This is a genomic window from Rhodoferax sp. RT5P35, assembly GCF_056521385.1.
On record NZ_JBWMAX010000002.1, the window covers coordinates 96,427 to 112,599 of the forward strand.

Genomic DNA, 16,173 nt, shown 5'->3' on the forward strand with positions numbered 1-16,173 from the left:
TCCATGCCCTACCTACCCGCCTTCATTGCCCCCACCCGCTTCACCGACCCGGTTGCCGCTCTGGCGCAAGTTCGCCTGATTTATGACCAGCAGATCGAGCATTTGCGGCTTGCCATGCAGCGTTTTGTGGCGGGCGAAACCCTGCCCGGCCATGTGCGGGCCTGCTACCCGTTTGTGCGCCTGCACACGGAGACGGTGGCCCGCGCTGCCGAGCTGGAAGGCGCGCACCTGAGCTACGGCTTTGTGGCCGGGCCTGGCCGCTTTGAAACCACGCTGACCCGGCCCGATTTATTCAACGGCTACCTGCTGGAGCAGTTCCGCCTGCTGCTGCAAAACCACCAGGTCGAGCTGGAAATTGGCACCAGCGCGCTGCCTATTCCCGTGCACTTCTCGTTTGCCGAACACGACCACGTCGAAGGCCAGATGGATGCCAGCCGCCGCATGCTGATGCGCGATGTGTTCGACCTGCCCGACCTGGCCGCCATGGACGACGGCATTGCCAACGGCACCTACGAGCCCCGCCCTGGCGACCCGCAGCCGCTGGCGCTGTTTACCGCGCCGCGGGTGGACTATTCGCTGCACCGCCTGCGCCACTACACCGGCACCGGGCCCGAGCATTTCCAGAACTTTGTGCTGTTCACCAACTACCAGTTCTACATCGACGAATTTGTGCGCATGGGACACGCCGCCATGGCCGACCCGGCCAGCGAATACTGCGCCTTTGTCGAGCCCGGCAACGTCATCACCCGCCGCATCGGTCTGCCCGCCGAGCCGCGCGATGCCCTGGGAGCCGCGCCGCCGCGCCTGCCGCAAATGCCCGCCTACCACCTGGTGCGCTCCGACAACGCGGGCATCACCATGGTCAATATCGGCGTGGGCCCGGCCAATGCCAAGAACATCACCGACCATATCGCCGTGCTGCGCCCGCATGCCTGGATCATGGTCGGCCACTGCGCGGGCCTGCGCAACAGCCAGCAACTGGGCGACTACGTGCTGGCGCACGGCTATGTGCGCGAAGACCATGTGCTGGACGAAGAGCTGCCGCTGTGGGTGCCGATTCCGGCGCTGGCCGAAATCCAGATGGCGCTGGAGCAGGCCGTAGCCGATGTCACCCAGGTGCAGGGAGCCGCGCTGAAGAACATCATGCGCACCGGCACCGTGGCCAGCACCGACAACCGCAACTGGGAACTGCTGCCCAATAACCAGCCGCAGCGCCGCTTCAGCCAGAGCCGCGCGGTGGCGCTGGACATGGAAAGCGCCACCATCGCCGCCAACGGCTTCCGCTTCCGGGTACCTTACGGCACGCTGCTGTGCGTCAGCGACAAACCGCTGCACGGCGAAATCAAGCTGCCCGGTATGGCCAACCATTTCTACCGCGAACGGGTGGACCAGCACCTGCGCATCGGCATCCGCGCGATTGAATTGTTGCGCGCCCAGGGCATCAACCAACTGCACAGCCGTAAATTGCGCAGCTTTGCCGAAGTGGCGTTCCAATAACGCAGATGTCTGTTTCCATGTTGCTCGACCTGCCGACCCTGCTGGTGATCGCCACCGTCCATGTGGGTGTGGTGTCGCTGGCCCTGCTGGCCATCATCGGCACCGGGGCCAGCGCCGCCACCCGCTGTGTCCAAATCGGCTTGCTGGCCCTGCTGCTGGGGGGTGTTGCCGCCCTTTCTGCAGATGTGCTCTGGGCCTCGGTGCTGGCCCCCCTGGCGCTGCTGTTTTTCGGCCTGGGGCTGTGGCTGCTGCACCGGGCTCTGGGCAGTTGGCTGGGCCACCGCACGCGCCCACCCAAAAACCGCAAACGCCCTCGCAAGGCCGTGCGCACCGGTGTGTTTGATGGGCTGGACTACCGCAGGAGCGAGCGCTGGCTGCGCGCCTTGCTGGTGGCTGCGCCGCTGGGCTACGCTCTGGCGGGCTTGCTGGGTTCGGCCAGCCCGGCCTTCCAGTGGGGCTGGTCCCACCTGTGCCTGGCGGCCATGCTGGTGCTGGTCGCGGCGGCCACCCTGTTCCCGCTGCGGCACATGGGCCGGGCCTGGCGCTGGGTGCTGTGCGCCTGTCTGGTGGCGGTGGCGGTGGTGCTGCTGGTGCGCGGGCTGGTGGGCGTGTGGGGCGATGCCGCCCTGTTGCGCCTACCGGATCTGGCCATGGCTTTGGCGGTGAATCTGGCCTTTGTGACGGGCATGGTGGCCCTGCTGGCGGCCTGGCGTGACGAGGCCAAAGCCCGTTTGCACAACCTGGCCATGACCGACGGGCTGACCGGCCTGCTGAACCGCCGCGGCTGGCTGGAGCGCGCCGAGGGCATGTTCGCCAACGCCATGCGCTACCAGCAGCCGCTGACCCTGATGATGCTGGACATCGACCACTTCAAGCGCGTCAACGACACCTATGGCCACGAAGTGGGCGACACCGCCCTGAAGCTGTTTGCCCGCCTGCTGCGCGAGAGCCGCCGCACCGGCGATTTGGTCGGCCGCCTGGGCGGCGAAGAGTTTTGCATCGTGCTGGCCAACACCCACCGCTCGGCCAGTATCGGCTTTGACCTGCGCCTGCGCACCATGCTGCACCAGACGGCCGAAAAAGAACTGGGCTTTCCGCTGGACTACAGCGCCGGTGTGGGCGTACTCAAAGACGGCGACTCCACCCTGTCCGGCCTGATCGCCCGCGCCGATGCCGCCCTGTACGAGGCCAAGAAGGCTGGCCGTGGGCAGCTGGTGCAGTCGGATGGCGGGGCGGGTCTGACAGTGATTTAGTCGGTGTGCAGCAGCCCGTGCAACTGCGCGTACTGCAGCAGCATGATCGTCTTGCCGTCGCAGATGCGCCCGTCGGCCACCATCTCCAGGGCCTGCGCAAAGGGCAGCTCCAGCACCTCGATGTCTTCGCCCTCGTGGTGCTCGCCGCCCCCCATCGACACCCTGTCGGCGGCGGTGTAGGCCCCGACAAAGAAAAACACCCTTTCCGTCACCGAGCCGGGGCTCATGTAGACCTCGAAAATCTTGCGCACGTTGTCGATGCGAAAGCCGGTTTCCTCCTCCACCTCGCGGCGGATGCAGGTGGCCGGGTCGTCCTGGTCCAGCAGGCCGGCGCAGGCCTCGACCAGCTGCCCGGTGGGGTTGCCGTTCACATAAGTGGGGAAGCGGAACTGCCGCGTCAGCACCACCGTGCCCTGGGCGGCGTTGTACAGCAGGATGGTGGCACCGTTGCCCCGGTCGTAGGTTTCGCGGCTCTGGCGCTGCCAGCTGCCGTCGCGACGGCGCAGCTCGAAGGTGGTTTTTTTCAGCAGATACCAGTCGTTCGACAAAAGCTTTTCTTCAACGATACGGATGCTGTCTAGGGCGTGCATGGGGGCTCCGGTGGTAGTGGCGAAAGTTTAGCCCAAGCATGCAGTTTCATGCAACTTCAATGAAAATCGTGCAAAAATCTTGGCCATGCTGACCCAACAACGTAAACACCTTCTGCTCGACACCCTGCGCCGCGACGGCCGCATCGTGGCTGCCGACCTCAGCGCTGCTTTAGGCCTGTCGGAAGACACTATCCGCCGCGACCTGCGTGCGCTGGCCGCCCAGGGGCTGCTGCAGCGGGTGCACGGCGGGGCCCTGCCTGCGTCGCCCGCCGTGGCCAACTTTGCCGCGCGCAGCCAGTTGCAGATGCCGGGCAAGCAGGCGATTGCCGCTGCCGCTGCGGCCATGGTGCAGCCCGGCCAGGTGGTGTTCATCGACGGCGGCACCACTTGCCAGCAGCTGGCGTTGCGCTTGCCGCCCACCCTGCAAGCCACCGTGGTCACGCACAGCCCGACCATCGCCCTGGCCCTGGTGGAGCATCCGCGCATCGAGGTGCAACTGGTGGGCGGGCGCTTGTTCAAGCACTCGGTGGTGGCGGTGGGCGCGGCGGCGGTGGACGCCATTGGCCGGGTGCGCGCCGACCTGTACTTCATGGGCGTGACCGGCATCAGCGCCCGTGTGGGCCTGAGCACCGGCGACATGGAAGAGGCCCATGTGAAGCGCGCGCTGATGGCCCAGTCCGCCGAGACCTGGGTGCTGGCTTCAGCAGAAAAACTGCACGCCGCCTCGCCCTACGTGATCGCCCCCTGCACGGATGCCACCGGGCTGGTGGTGGAGCCGGGCACCACCGATCTGGAGGTGGCGGCGCTGACGGCGCTGGGGCTGGCGCTGGTGCGCGGGTAGCGGGGGCTTAGTAGGACTTTTTCACCGGCTCCTGCCCCAGCAAAGCCGCCTTCAGGCCGTAATCCGCCGGGCTGCTGCCCACCCAGATGTTCAGCACCATGGCAAAAAACTCGGCATCGCCCACCGGGCTGCCCTGGGGCTGGCCGCCAATGAAGAACAGCGTGCCCTGGCCGGGGATGAACTGCATGGCAAAGGTGTCGCCGGGGCTGAGCTTGCTGCGGGCCGAGAAGATTTCGACCAGGCGATTGGACGACACGGTGTGCTTCAGCGTCAGCTCTTTGGGGGAGTTGGCCGACAGGCCCTTGATGAAGGCCAGGCCCAGGTCGGTGCCCGGGATATCGCGCAGGGCGGTGAAGCTCAGCAGCTTGGGGCCGGGCAGCGCCAGCAGCTCTTCGGGTGTGCTGACCTTGCGCGGCGTGTACAGGGCCATGTCGTAGACCTTGAACACCGCCCGGAAGCGGGTGCCCGCGCCGTTGAGCAGCAGGGGCGCGCCCAGGACTTGGGCTTCGGCGGCAAACGGGGTGGCAGGCGTGGCCTGGGCGGGCAGGGCCAGCAGGCTGGCGGCCACGGTTATTTCCAAAACCAGGGCCACGATGGCAGGCAACTTGGCGCAAATAAGTCGGGTCATCGGGGGGTGTCTCTCGTAAAACAGGGGCTGCCTCAAGCTTACCGGATCGGCCCAAATTGTCATCCCTATTTTTAATGAAATTTAAGCCTCTGGCGCATATGCTACCTGCGCAAAATGCTATGAATTTAATAGCTTTTAAGCCCGGCCGTCTCGGCGCTCTGCTGCAGCTCGGCACGCATGCGTGGCAGGTACTGCGGGTACTGGCGCTGCATAAAGTCCACCACGCCCTCGCGCACGTCGCAGCGCACGCGCCACAGCAGGTCGGCGTTGGCGGCGGTGACTTCCAGGCGGACTTGCACGCCGTGGTCGGCGGTGTCGGTCACGTCCAGCTTGCAGTGGCGGCCGTCCCAGGCAGGCGAGGCGGCGCAAATCCGCTGCGCCTCGGTGCGCAGTATCTGCATCGGCATCCCGTAGTCCACCCACACAAAAACGGTGCCGATCAGCTCGGGGTTGCGGCGCGACCAGTTCTGGAACGGGTTTTCAATGAACCATTGCAGTGGAATGATCAACCGCCGCTGGTCCCACACCCGCAGCACCACGTAGGTGCCGGTGATCTCTTCGACCCGGCCCCATTCGCCCTGCACGATCAGTACATCGTCGATGCGCAGCGGCTGGCCCAGGGCGATCTGCAGGCCCGCCACCAGGTTGCCCAGTACCGGCCGTGCGGCCATACCCACAATGATGCCGACCACCCCGGCGGACGCCAGCAGGCTGGCACCGAACTGCCGGGCCTCGGGAAAGGTCATGAGCATTGCCGCCAGCCCGGTCACCAGGATGCCGATGACCAGGGTGTTGGCCAGCACCTTGGCCTGGGTGTGCACGCGGCGGGCGTTCAGGTTGTCCACCGCCTCCAGCGGATACGAGGCAATCAGGCCCTGCACGGTGCCGCGCACCACGCGCAGCCCAAGCCAGGTCAGGCTGACGAGCAGCAGCAGCACATTGGCATGGCGCACCTCGGCAATCAGCGGAAAGTCGCGCGGCGCAATCTGCCACACCGCTTGCAGTGCGATCAGCGGCAGCACAAAGCGCGTGGGCGCGTGGCAGGCGTTGGCAATGCGCGAGGCCAAAGGCAGGCTGCGGGTGACGCGCCGCACCAGCGCGGCACCGATGGCGTGCAGCACCAGCGCCAGCACAATCGCCGCGCCCGCCGACAACAAAATACGCAGCGCCGAGTCGTCGGCCCACGCGATTAAATGGTTCACCCCCAGGCTCCACGCTGCGCGTTTGCGCCAACCCCCCTCGCATCGGTTTGCAAAAACCGATGCGACATGCAGGTGGCGAACCCAGTGGCCCGGCAAAGCCGGTTCCACGGGTTCCTGGCCTGCGAGCCGTTGTACCCGTTGCGGGTGGTTTGGTCGTTACGTTGCATGGCGCTTTACGCAGCGCGGGGCTTGACCAGCGCCGCGGCTTGCTTGGCGCGGGTGCGGGCGAGTTCCACGTCGGCATCAAAGGCCAGGGCCACGCCCATGCGGCGCTTCACAAAGCTTTCGGGCTTGCCGAACAGGCGGATGTCGGTGTTGGGCACGCGCAGCGCCTCGGCCACGCCGTCGAACACGATGCCCAGCGCATCCACACCACCGTAGATCACCGCGCTGGCACCGGGCGATTTGAGCGCGGTGTTGACCGGCAGTCCCAGGATGGCGCGGGCGTGTAGCTCGAATTCGTTTTGCCACTGGGTGCACAGCGTGACCATGCCGGTGTCGTGCGGGCGAGGGCTGACCTCGCTGAACCACACGTCGTCGCCCTTCACGAACAGCTCCACGCCGAACAAACCCAGCCCAGAGGGCTTTCCGTCAAGCCCAGCGCCCAGGTTGTCCGTGACGGCCTTGGCGATGGTCTGGGAGCGTTGCAGGGCCACCGACGGCATGGGGTGCGGCTGCCAGCTCTCCACGTAGTCGCCGCTGACCTGGATGTGGCCGATGGGGTCGCAGAAATGGGTTTCCACCGTGCCATCGGCCCCTAGGGCGCGCACCGTCAGCAGGGTGATTTCGTAGTCGAAGTCGATAAAGCCCTCGACGATGACGCGTCCGTGGCTCACGCGGCCACCGGCCATGGCGACGTCCCAGGCGGCTTGTACATCGGCCGGGCCGCTGATCTTGCTCTGGCCCTTGCCCGAGCTGCTCATCACCGGTTTGACCACGCAGGGGTAGCCGGTGGTGGTGTCAATGGCGGCCTGCAGCTCGACCAGTGAATCGCAAAACACGTAGGGGCTGGTCGGCAGGCCCAGGGTTTCGGCGGCCAGGCGGCGGATGCCTTCGCGGTCCATGGTCAGCCGGGCGGCGCGGGCGGTGGGGACCACGCGCACCGTACCCGCGGCTTCCAGCGCTTCGAGCATGGGGGTGGCGATGGCCTCGATCTCGGGCACCACCAGGTGCGGGCGCTCGGCCTCGATCAGGGTTTTGAGCTGGGCCGGGTCGCTCATGGTGATGGTGCGGGCGTGGTGGGCCACCTGCTGGCCGGGCGCGTTGGCGTAGCGGTCGACGGCAATGGTTTCCACGCCCAGGCGCTGCAGCGCAATCAGCACCTCTTTGCCCAGCTCGCCGGAGCCGAGCAGCATGACTTTGGTTGCAGAAGGGGACAAGGGGGTGCCGAAAGAGCGCATGGTGGGTACCGCGGAAAGCGTAAAGAAGGAGGACGGGAGGGTGGGAATTTACCGCATGCCCGGCATGGACTTGTGGCCCAATGGCGCGCGGTGCATCCAACCTTCCCCCAAAACACTATGAAGACAACCCACACTCTGGCCATCGCGGTGCTGTTGGCCACCGCCAGCCTGGCGGCCCAGGCGCAAATTCTGATCGGCCAGACCAGCGGCTTTACCGGTGCCGTTGCGGCGGGTGTCAAGGAGACCCTGGCCGGGGCCATGCTGTACTTGGACCGGGTCAACGCCCAGGGCGGCGTGGGCGGGCAAAAGATCGAACTGCTGTCGATGGACGACAGGTTCGAGCCCGCACTGGCCGCCGAAAACGCCCGCGAGCTGATCGAAAAAAAGAACGTGCTAGCCCTGTTTTTGACCCGTGGCACACCGCACACCGAGGCCATCATCCCTTGGCTCAACAAATACCATGTGCCCCTGGTGGCGCCGTCCACCGGGGCCATGGTGCTGCACCAGCCGGTGCAAAAGTACATCTTTAACGTGCGCGCCACTTACCAGCGCGAGGCCGAAAAAGCCATCGCCCACCAGGCCAGCATCGGCCTGTCCAAAATTGCCGTGGTCTACACCGACGACAGCTTTGGTGCAGACGGCTTGGCCGGGGCGCAAAAGGGCCTGCAAAAAGCCCGCCTGAAGGCCGTGGGCCTGTACAAGTTCGACCGCAACAAGCCGGATTTTGCGAGCCTGGTGCCGGCCATCGTGCAGGCCGGTGCGCAGTCGGTGTTGTTGGTGGCATCCAGCACCAGCGCGGTGGCCGCCATCGAGGCGCTGCGTGCTGCGGGCAGTACGGCCCAGTGTGTCACCCTGTCCAACAACGCCACTGCGGGCTTTATTGCCGCACTCGGGGGCCATGCCCGGGGCGTGATCGTCAGCCAGGTGTTTCCGCAATCCCCGTCGTACGCGCTGGTCAAGGAGTTGGCGGATGCCGCCCGCGCCAAAGGCCTGGTCGGCACCAGCCCGGCCATGCTGGAGGGCTTTACTGCCGCCAAGGTGCTGGTCGAAGGCCTGCGCCGCGCCGGTCCCCGGCCCACGCGGGAACGCTTGCAGGCGGCGCTGGAGGGCATGGACAAGTTTGACCTGGGCGGCCTGGAGATCGGCTACAGCCCCAGTGACCACACCGGGCTGGACTTTGCCGATCTGTCGATCATTGGAAGTGATGGAAAGTTTAGGCGCTAATCCCTACAGCCGCTCAGGAAGCCTTGTCCCGCTGGCGGTGGGCAATAGGGTGGACATGGAATCTTGTGGTTTGCTATTTAAATAATAGCTACTAGCGCAGGTGTTATATGCGCTAGAGGTCAATTTCATTTAAATCTACCGCCTGCGCACCCGGCGCTGTGAGTTGCGGGCGTGGGGTAGCCAGCCGTGCCAGTGCCAGCGGGCCCACATCAGCAGGCCGCGCACCCATTCGTCGGCGGCGTAGGCGATGAAGATCCCGGGCAGGCCGAAGCCGTGGCCTAAAAAGTACGAGCCGCAGCCCAGCACCAGCGCAAACGAGCCCAGGCTGGCGGCTACCGGGTAGATCACGTCGCCGGTGGCCCGCAGCGCGCCGGTGATGATCAGGTTAAATGCGCGGCCGGTCTCCAGCACTACGGCAATCCACAGCAAGGTCTGTGCGGCCTGGATCACGTGCGGGTCTTTGGTGAACAGGTGCATCAGCCACGGGGCGGCCAGCGCCGCTACCACCGCCATACCGCCCGAGGCCATGAGCCCGTTGCGCAGGCCTTTGCGCACCAGGGCATGGGCCTGGCTGAACTGCCCGCCGCCCACCAACCGCCCCACCATGATCTCGCAGGCCCAGCCAATCGCCAGGCTGATCAGCAGCACGTAGCGCAGCAGTTGCAGGGTGTAGGCATGGGTGGCCAGCGCCACCACGCCCAGGCGCGCGGCTCCGGCCAGCGACACCATGAAGGCGGCGCGGTAGCCTAGCTCGGCGCTCGCCCCCGGCACACCAATGCGCAGCACCGGCCCCAGTACCCGCCACTGCAGCACCCACCAGTGGCGGGCGTTGGGCACCAGGGCCATGCGCTTGCGCCACAGCACCAGGTGCAGCCCCAGGCCGACGGCGCGGCTGATCACCAGGGCCACCGCAAAGCCGTACAGCCCCAGCCCCTCCCAGGGGCCGAAGCCCAGCATCAGCGGCACGGCCAGCGCCAGGTGGGTGCAGTGCATGATGACCATCACCTTGAGCGAGTCGCGGGCGTGCAGGTGGGCCCGCAGGATGGAGGCCATGGTGAGGTTGTAGCCGTCCAGCAGCGCGGCTGGGGCCAGCAGTTGCAGGTAGGGGCTGACCAGCGGCAGGATCTCGTCGGGTGCGTTCAGCAGGTCCAGAATCCAGTCGTTTGCCAGTACCAGCACCCCCACCACCAGCAAGCCCGCCCAGGTGCACGCGCCCAGACCCGCCAGGGCGGTGCGCCGCACCTGCTCTACTTGCTGGCCGCCCAGCAGCTGGGTAATGACCACGCCCATGCCGATGGCCAGCACCCGAAACACCACGTACAGCGTCTCCAGCACCTGGTTGGCCAGCCCCAGGCTGCCCGCCGCGCCGTCCGAGGTGTGTGAGGCCAGCCACAGCCCGGCGATGATGACGGTGTAGCCGAGCAGGAACTCGCCAAAGATAGGGCCAGCGATGGCGTTGAGCCGGGGGCGTTCGGGGAGGTGCATGGTGGAGTGGGGTGGCGGCCACGCACCGGAAATTTAGTGCGATGCTCGAACCTCCATTCTTTCAAACAAATCAGCCTTGCGCTGCATCCTCGCGCAACATATCTGCGGCTTTTTCGGCCAGCATGGTGGTAGCTGCGGTGGTGTTGGCGCTGACGATGCGCGGCATGACGGACGCATCCACCACCCGCAGCCCGGCCATGCCGTGGACCCGCAGGCGGGCATCCACCACGTCCGTATGCTCTCCATTCCCCCCCGGGCCCATGCGGCAACTGCCCACCGGGTGGTACACCGTGTCGGCGGTTTCGCGCAGCAGCAATTCCAGTTCCACCTCGCTCTGGGCGCGGGCCGATCGCTCGCGGCCGCCCCATGCCGCCAGCGCGGGCTGGGCAGTGATGCGCCGCACCAGTTGGAACCCGCGCCGCAGCCGTTCCATATCGTCCAGCGCGCCCAGGAAGTTCGGGTCGATGCGTGGCGGGGCCAGCGGATCTTTGCCGTTCAGCCGCACGCTGCCCCGGCTGGCGGGCTGCAGCACGCAGATGTGCACCGAATAGCCGTGACCCCACAGCGTCTTGCGGCCATGGTCGGCCAGTTGGGCGGGCACAAAGTGCAGTTGCAGGTCGGGTTGGGGCTCTGTCGGCTGGCTTTTGAGGAAACCACCGGCCTCGGCCAGGTTGCTGGTCAGCAGGCCGCTGCGGTCGCGCCGCCAGTCCCGCACGCCCTGGGCGATGTGGGCAATACCGGTGGGGGATATGCCCCATAAATCCTTGGCCTGCAGTGCATGCACCACCTGCACCACGTCCACATGGTCATGCAGGTGCTGGCCCACGCCGGGCAGGTGGTGCACGGTGGCAATGCCGTTGGCCAGCAACTGCGCGTGGTCGCCAATGCCGGACAGCATCAGCATCTGCGGCGACTGCAAGGCCCCGGCGCACAGCAGCACCTCACCCTGGGTGCGCAACTGTTTCAGCAGGCTGTTCTGCATGAATTCCACGCCCACGGCGCGGCGGTTTTGGATCAGGATGCGGGTGGTGTGGGCCTCGGTGAACACCTGCAGGTTGGGCCGCGCCAGGTGGGGCGTGAGGTAGGCCTTGGCCGCGCTGCAGCGCTCGCCGTCTTTTTGCATCACCTGGTACAGGCCCACGCCCTCTTGGCGGGCACCGTTGAAGTCGGTGTTGGCGGCAAAACCGGCCTGCACGGCGGCTTGCACAAAGGCCTGGCTGGCGGGGTGGGGGCTTTGCAGGTCGGTCACCTGCAGCGGGCCGTCGGCCCCGTGCCAGGCATCCGCGCCCCGGCGATTGCCCTCGGCTTTTTTAAAGTACGGCAGCACATCCGCATAGCCCCAGCCGGGGTTGCCCTGGGCCGCCCAGTGGTCAAAGTCGCCCGGCTGGCCACGGGTGTAGACCATGGCGTTGACCGAGCTGCTGCCGCCCAGCACCCGGCCCCGGGGCTGGTAGCCGCAGCGCCCGTTCAGTCCTGGCTGCGGCACGGTGGAAAAGCGCCACTGCGCCTGGCCGGTGCGGGCCAGCAGGGCGATGCCCGAGGGGCACTGCACCAGGGCGCTGTGGTCGCTAGGGCCGGATTCGAGCAGCGCAACGTTGATCGCCGGGTCTTCGCTGAGCCGCCCGGCCAGTACGCAGCCCGCCGCGCCGCCGCCAATGATGAGGTAGTCGAACATAAGGGATGTTTATGATGAATGCTGCACTGCAACCAAACTAATCAGGATTCACGCAAGTTCCCCCTGTAAGCCTGAAGGGCGACACCGGGGCGCTGCGTAAGTCCTACCCATTTTTATACCGGGAGTTTTCCATGAGCGGCATTTTGACAATCAACACCGTCGGCATTGTCGGCGCGGGCACCATGGGCAACGGTATCGCGCAAACCTGTGCGGCGGCGGGCTTGCAGGTGGTGATGGTAGACATTAGCGAAGAGGCCGTGGCCAAGGGCCTGGCCACCATCGCGGGCAGCCTGGACCGGCTGATCAAGAAAGACAAGCTCAACCCCGAGGACAAGGCCGCCATCCTGTCCCGCATCCAGGGCTCTACCCAGTACAGCGATTTCACCCGCGCCCAGTTGGTGATCGAAGCCGCCACCGAAAACTACGCCCTCAAAGTCAAGATCGTGCAGCAGCTCGACGCGCTGCTGGCCCCCGAGGTGCTGATTGCGTCCAACACCTCGTCCATTTCCATCACGAAGCTGGCGGCAGTGACGCAACGGCCCGACCGCTGCATCGGCATGCACTTCTTCAACCCCGTGCCGCTGATGGCGTTGGTGGAGATCATCCGCGGCCTGCAAACCAGCGACGCCACCCATGATGCCGTGCACGCCATGGCCGCCGTGCTGGGCAAAACCCCCATTACCGTCAAGAACGGCCCCGGCTTCGTGGTCAACCGCATCCTGATGCCGATGGTGAACGAGGCGCTGTTCGTGCTGGCCGAGGGCGTGGCCACGCCAGAAGACATCGATGCCGGCATGAAGCTGGGCTGCAACCAGCCCATCGGCCCGCTGGCCCTGGCCGACATGATCGGCCTGGACGTGTGCCTGGCGGTGATGGAGGTGTTTTTGACCGAATTTGGCGACAGCAAATACCGTCCGTGCCCGCTGTTGAAAGAGATGGTCGCTGCAGGCCGCCTGGGACGCAAGACGGGGCAGGGGGTGTACACGTACTAAGCAGATAGGCGGCGCATTTCGATGCGCTTGCAAATTAAATTGCACAAAATTTAATTGCACAATATAATTCAACCCATGCCCACCAAATCCTTCACCATTGACGAAACGCTGCAGCTGGACAACCAGCTTTGCTTTGCGTTGTATTCCGCGTCCTTGGCCATGACCAAGCTGTACAAGCCCTTGCTCAAAGCGCTGGGTATGACCTACCCGCAGTACCTGGCGATGCTGGTGCTGTGGGAGCGCGACGACCTGATGGTGTCCGAACTGGGCGAGCGCCTGTCGCTGGACTCCGGCACCCTGACCCCGTTGCTCAAGCGCATGGAGCTTGCGGGCTGGATCAGCCGCCAGCGCGATGTGCAGGACGAGCGCCGGGTGTTCATCACCCTGACACCTGCAGGCCGCAACCTTAAAGCCGAGGCGGCCAAGGTCCCGCCGTGCATCCTCAGCGCCACCCAGTGCACGCTGCCCGAAATCATCTCACTCACGCAGCAGGTCCAGGCGCTGCGTGGGCGTTTAACCACCGCCTGACACTTTTTTCAACCCAAGGAAACACCATGACCACCAAACTCGACAAAGTGATCTACACCGCCCACGCCCACACCACCGGTGGCCGCGACGGCCAGTCCAACAGCGACGACGGCAAACTGAGCGTCAAGCTGGCCCCCCCACCGGCCCTGGGTGGCAACGGCAACGGCACCAACCCCGAGCAACTGTTTGCGGCAGGCTACTCGGCCTGCTTCATGGGTGCCATGAAACACGTGGCGGGCATGAAGAAGCTCACAGTGCCTGCAGACGCGTCCATCGACGCATCGATAGACATCGGCCCTATCCCTGCTGGCTTCGGTATCGCCGCCAAGCTGGTCATCAGCCTGCCCGGCATGGACCGCGCTGTGGCCCAGGACCTGGTGGACACCGCCCATGGCGTGTGCCCTTACTCCAACGCCACCCGTGGCAATATTGACGTAGAACTCGTCCTAGCGTAAGCAAGCACACCCCCAGGCTGCAGCGCTACGCGTCTTTCGCCACCCCCCTTGCAGGGGGCAACACCTGCAGCCTGGCAAAGCCAGTTCTGCGGTGTTCACGCAGGGGCGTTGCTGCGCTCGCCTGGGTAGTGCCGTCATCGCCCGTGCCAGTTTTTGGTGCGGGCGTTTTGTTTTGGAGCGGCGACAATCGCTCCATGTCTTTCCCTTCTGATTCCTCCGGTTCTTCTGCCATTTCCCACGACTACCAGGCCCTGACCCCCGACGTGGTGATGGATGCGCTGGCCAGCGTCGGCCTGTGGGGCGATGGCCGCCTGATGGCCCTCAGCTCCTATGAAAACCGCGTCTACCAGGCGCACCTGGAAGATGGCAGCGTGGTGGTGGCCAAGTTCTACCGGCCTGGCCGCTGGAGCCAGGCGCAAATTCTGGAAGAACACAGCTTTGCCGCCGAACTCATGGCCGCCGAGATTCCTGCCGTTGGCCCGCTGGTGCTGGAGGGGGCCACGCTGCATAACTTCGCCGGATTCGCCTTCAGCGTCAGCCCCAGCCGGGGGGGCCGCGCGCCCGAGCTGGACGACTTCGAGGTGCTGGAATGGATTGGCCGCTTCCTCGCCCGCATCCACACCGTGGGCGCCAAGCAGCCGTTTGTGCACCGCCCGGCGCTGGACCTGCAAAGCTTTGGCCTGCATTCGCGCGACTGGCTGGTGAAGCACGAGATCGTGCCGCTGGACGTGCAAGGCCCGTGGCAAAAAGCCTGTACGGACGCTCTGGATATGATAGCTGCTAGCGCATTACCGACTAGCGCTGGAGGCCTAAAAGACCTTCATATCAAAACCCTGCGCCTGCACGGCGACTGCCACCCCGGCAACATCCTCTGGACCCCTACCGACCGCCCCGGCGGCGGCCCGCACTTTGTCGACCTGGACGATGCCCGCACCGGCCCGGCCGTGCAAGACCTGTGGATGCTGCTGAGTGGCGACCGCGCCCAGCGCACCGGCCAGCTCAGCGGCCTGGTGGACGGGTATGAGCAGTTCCGCAGCTTCGACCGCCGCGAACTGGCCCTGATCGAACCCCTGCGCACCCTGCGCCTCATCCACTACAGCGCCTGGCTGGCCCGCCGCTGGAGCGACCCGACCTTCCCGGTCAACTTTCCGTGGTTTGGCAGCAGCGACTACTGGGTCGGCCAGGTCAATATGCTTAATGAGCAGATCGAAGCCATGCAGGAAGAGCCGCTCTACGTATGACTGCGGTGTTGTTGCGCCGCGCAGGCATTGCCTGGCCCCCCACCTGGGCCGACACTTTGCCACTGGTCGAATACTTGTCCTACCGCGTGGGAACCTACCTGGTGCTCAACGTGGTGGAAGACCCGGCCTGGCTGGCCTGGGCGTTTTGCTGAGTCTCGAACCTGGACGCTACCGGAAACATCTGCTGCAACGCATCCCGCACCCGGGCCAGGCGCGGGTCGTGGGGCAGGGCATCGTCAGTGGTGTCGTTGATGCAGAAAAAGGCTAACTGGCCGTTGCGCTCTACCAGCTGGTCCAGGTCGTCGGTGCTGTCGGCATCGCTGGTGCACAGGTATTGGTGGGGGTACTCACGCAACTGGGCGTAGCCGTGGGCCAGGGCCCAGCGCAGCACAAAGTCGGACACGATGGCGGGCTTGTCCCAGGCGCGGAACACGGTGGAGCGCACGCGGGCAAACATGTCGGGCGCCACCTGCTCCAGCGTGGTCAGCAGCGACTTGCACATTGGCCGAGGCGCGTGCGCAAAGGTGCGAAAGGTGTGCTCGTAGCCGGGTACGGGGGAGGACCGCAGCCACTGGTGGGAGCTGCGGCAGGCGTTGTCCAGTGCCGTGGCATCCAAGCGCAGCGGCTCGTCGCTGACCGGCGGTTCATCCGACCAGGCCACGCACACGCCGCCGGGCCAGAACCAGTCCTCCAACACCACCGGCGCGCCAAAAAACACGTCGTCGTTCAAATAAAAGTAGCGCTCCGACAGCCCGGGAATGCGGTGGATGTACGACTCGATGTGGCCGGAATCAAAGGTGGGCAGTTTGCTTGCCGGGATCAGGTCGCGGTGGTCCACCACGCTGATGCCAGGCACGGCGGCCAGCCAGGCCGGGGTCTGCGCATCGGTCACCACGTAGATATGGCCATGGCCGGGGAAGAATCGCTCCAACGCCCGCAGGCTGTAGCGCAGCTCGTCGTTGTCGCGAAAGCGCCCTTCGACGTTCGCATAGGCGGCCATGCGGGTGTGGGCGTTCAGCGTGGCGGCGGCCTGCTGGCGCTTGGCACGCCACACCGGGTCGTTACCGTCCACCCAGAGGTAGACGATGTCAATGGGATGGTCGGGGTGGGGGGGTGTAACGGAGTGCAACCTGACATGTTAGCGTCATTTTGGCGTGTGTAG

General features: G+C 65.6%; 16 protein-coding genes. 9 read left to right on the plus strand and 7 right to left on the minus strand.

Going from position 1 to position 16,173, the window contains the following annotated elements:
* Nucleotides 1–3 precede the first annotated feature (3 nt).
* Nucleotides 4–1,497 carry an AMP nucleosidase gene (locus AC097L_RS02590; RefSeq protein ID WP_479584549.1) on the plus strand — a complete coding sequence of 498 codons (1,494 nt, stop codon included), beginning with the start codon at nucleotides 4–6 and terminating at the stop codon, nucleotides 1,495–1,497.
* Nucleotides 1,498–1,502: 5 nt separating this feature from the next.
* On the plus strand, nucleotides 1,503–2,750 hold the full coding sequence (locus AC097L_RS02595) for a GGDEF domain-containing protein (RefSeq protein WP_479584550.1): 1,248 nt from the start codon (nucleotides 1,503–1,505) through the stop codon (nucleotides 2,748–2,750).
* Here the strand turns inward: AC097L_RS02595 and nudK are convergent.
* Nucleotides 2,747–3,340: a GDP-mannose pyrophosphatase NudK gene (nudK, locus tag AC097L_RS02600; RefSeq protein ID WP_479584551.1), complete on the minus strand. Its 594-nt coding sequence runs from the start codon at nucleotides 3,338–3,340 to the stop codon at nucleotides 2,747–2,749. The two genes, AC097L_RS02595 and nudK, sit on opposite strands and share 4 nt — an antisense overlap.
* An 85-nt stretch (nucleotides 3,341–3,425) precedes the next feature.
* Between nudK and AC097L_RS02605 the strand changes: the two genes are divergently transcribed.
* A complete protein-coding gene (locus AC097L_RS02605) occupies nucleotides 3,426–4,181 on the plus strand; it encodes a DeoR/GlpR family DNA-binding transcription regulator (protein WP_479584552.1) in 756 nt (251 codons plus the stop codon).
* Nucleotides 4,182–4,188: 7 nt separating this feature from the next.
* Here AC097L_RS02605 and AC097L_RS02610 read toward each other — a convergent pair whose 3' ends face one another.
* From AC097L_RS02610 to purT, 3 genes are all read right to left on the minus strand, one after another.
* A complete protein-coding gene (locus AC097L_RS02610; protein ID WP_479584553.1) occupies nucleotides 4,189–4,809 on the minus strand; it encodes a chalcone isomerase family protein in 621 nt (206 codons plus the stop codon).
* 125 nt (nucleotides 4,810–4,934) lie between these two features.
* Nucleotides 4,935–6,011 (minus strand): mechanosensitive ion channel family protein, encoded by a 1,077-nt coding sequence (locus AC097L_RS02615; protein ID WP_479584554.1) that lies wholly within the window; start codon nucleotides 6,009–6,011, stop codon nucleotides 4,935–4,937.
* Nucleotides 6,012–6,184: 173 nt separating this feature from the next.
* Nucleotides 6,185–7,411, minus strand: coding sequence for a formate-dependent phosphoribosylglycinamide formyltransferase (gene purT, locus AC097L_RS02620; protein ID WP_479584555.1), 1,227 nt, complete (start codon nucleotides 7,409–7,411; stop codon nucleotides 6,185–6,187).
* 117 nt (nucleotides 7,412–7,528) lie between these two features.
* Between purT and AC097L_RS02625 the strand changes: the two genes are divergently transcribed.
* Entirely contained in the window at nucleotides 7,529–8,635 is a 1,107-nt protein-coding gene (locus tag AC097L_RS02625) for an ABC transporter substrate-binding protein (protein ID WP_479584556.1), read from the plus strand.
* Between the two features lie 135 nt (nucleotides 8,636–8,770).
* Here the strand turns inward: AC097L_RS02625 and AC097L_RS02630 are convergent, their stop codons facing one another.
* Entirely contained in the window at nucleotides 8,771–10,120 is a 1,350-nt protein-coding gene (locus tag AC097L_RS02630; protein ID WP_479584557.1) for an MATE family efflux transporter, read from the minus strand.
* A gap of 70 nt (nucleotides 10,121–10,190) precedes the next feature.
* On the minus strand, nucleotides 10,191–11,795 hold the full coding sequence (locus AC097L_RS02635) for a GMC family oxidoreductase (RefSeq protein WP_479584558.1): 1,605 nt from the start codon (nucleotides 11,793–11,795) through the stop codon (nucleotides 10,191–10,193).
* Nucleotides 11,796–11,938: 143 nt separating this feature from the next.
* Between AC097L_RS02635 and AC097L_RS02640 the strand changes: the two genes are divergently transcribed.
* The 5 genes from AC097L_RS02640 to AC097L_RS02660 all read left to right on the plus strand — a co-directional run bounded on the left by AC097L_RS02640 (nucleotide 11,939) and on the right by AC097L_RS02660 (nucleotide 15,163).
* Nucleotides 11,939–12,787, plus strand: coding sequence for a 3-hydroxybutyryl-CoA dehydrogenase (locus AC097L_RS02640; protein WP_479584943.1), 849 nt, complete (start codon nucleotides 11,939–11,941; stop codon nucleotides 12,785–12,787).
* Between the two features lie 75 nt (nucleotides 12,788–12,862).
* Entirely contained in the window at nucleotides 12,863–13,315 is a 453-nt protein-coding gene (locus AC097L_RS02645) for a MarR family winged helix-turn-helix transcriptional regulator (protein WP_479584559.1), read from the plus strand.
* 26 nt (nucleotides 13,316–13,341) lie between these two features.
* A complete protein-coding gene (locus AC097L_RS02650; RefSeq protein ID WP_479584560.1) occupies nucleotides 13,342–13,770 on the plus strand; it encodes an organic hydroperoxide resistance protein in 429 nt (142 codons plus the stop codon).
* Between the two features lie 194 nt (nucleotides 13,771–13,964).
* Nucleotides 13,965–15,011 (plus strand): serine/threonine protein kinase, encoded by a 1,047-nt coding sequence (locus tag AC097L_RS02655; RefSeq protein ID WP_479584561.1) that lies wholly within the window; start codon nucleotides 13,965–13,967, stop codon nucleotides 15,009–15,011.
* Nucleotides 15,008–15,163 carry a hypothetical protein gene (locus AC097L_RS02660; RefSeq protein ID WP_479584562.1) on the plus strand — a complete coding sequence of 52 codons (156 nt, stop codon included), beginning with the start codon at nucleotides 15,008–15,010 and terminating at the stop codon, nucleotides 15,161–15,163. The genes AC097L_RS02655 and AC097L_RS02660 overlap by 4 nt, the downstream gene beginning before the upstream one ends.
* Here the strand turns inward: AC097L_RS02660 and AC097L_RS02665 are convergent.
* Complete coding sequence (locus AC097L_RS02665) at nucleotides 15,106–16,140, minus strand: Stealth CR1 domain-containing protein (RefSeq protein ID WP_479584563.1); 1,035 nt, start codon at nucleotides 16,138–16,140, stop codon at nucleotides 15,106–15,108. The two genes, AC097L_RS02660 and AC097L_RS02665, sit on opposite strands and share 58 nt — an antisense overlap.
* Nucleotides 16,141–16,173: the final 33 nt, after the last annotated feature.

Excerpts from the sequence above, each read along its gene's own strand:
- AC097L_RS02590 (WP_479584549.1), top strand. The coding sequence starts at position 4 with ATGCCCTACCTACCCGCCTTCATTGCCCCCACCCGCTTCACCGACCCG.
- AC097L_RS02595 (WP_479584550.1), top strand. The coding sequence starts at position 1,503 with ATGTCTGTTTCCATGTTGCTCGACCTGCCGACCCTGCTGGTGATCGCC.
- nudK (WP_479584551.1), bottom strand. The coding sequence starts at position 3,340 with ATGCACGCCCTAGACAGCATCCGTATCGTTGAAGAAAAGCTTTTGTCG.
- AC097L_RS02605 (WP_479584552.1), top strand. The coding sequence starts at position 3,426 with ATGCTGACCCAACAACGTAAACACCTTCTGCTCGACACCCTGCGCCGC.
- AC097L_RS02610 (WP_479584553.1), bottom strand. The coding sequence starts at position 4,809 with ATGACCCGACTTATTTGCGCCAAGTTGCCTGCCATCGTGGCCCTGGTT.
- purT (WP_479584555.1), bottom strand. The coding sequence starts at position 7,411 with ATGCGCTCTTTCGGCACCCCCTTGTCCCCTTCTGCAACCAAAGTCATG.
- AC097L_RS02625 (WP_479584556.1), top strand. The coding sequence starts at position 7,529 with ATGAAGACAACCCACACTCTGGCCATCGCGGTGCTGTTGGCCACCGCC.
- AC097L_RS02630 (WP_479584557.1), bottom strand. The coding sequence starts at position 10,120 with ATGCACCTCCCCGAACGCCCCCGGCTCAACGCCATCGCTGGCCCTATC.
- AC097L_RS02635 (WP_479584558.1), bottom strand. The coding sequence starts at position 11,795 with ATGTTCGACTACCTCATCATTGGCGGCGGCGCGGCGGGCTGCGTACTG.
- AC097L_RS02645 (WP_479584559.1), top strand. The coding sequence starts at position 12,863 with ATGCCCACCAAATCCTTCACCATTGACGAAACGCTGCAGCTGGACAAC.
- AC097L_RS02650 (WP_479584560.1), top strand. The coding sequence starts at position 13,342 with ATGACCACCAAACTCGACAAAGTGATCTACACCGCCCACGCCCACACC.
- AC097L_RS02655 (WP_479584561.1), top strand. The coding sequence starts at position 13,965 with ATGTCTTTCCCTTCTGATTCCTCCGGTTCTTCTGCCATTTCCCACGAC.
- AC097L_RS02660 (WP_479584562.1), top strand. The coding sequence starts at position 15,008 with ATGACTGCGGTGTTGTTGCGCCGCGCAGGCATTGCCTGGCCCCCCACC.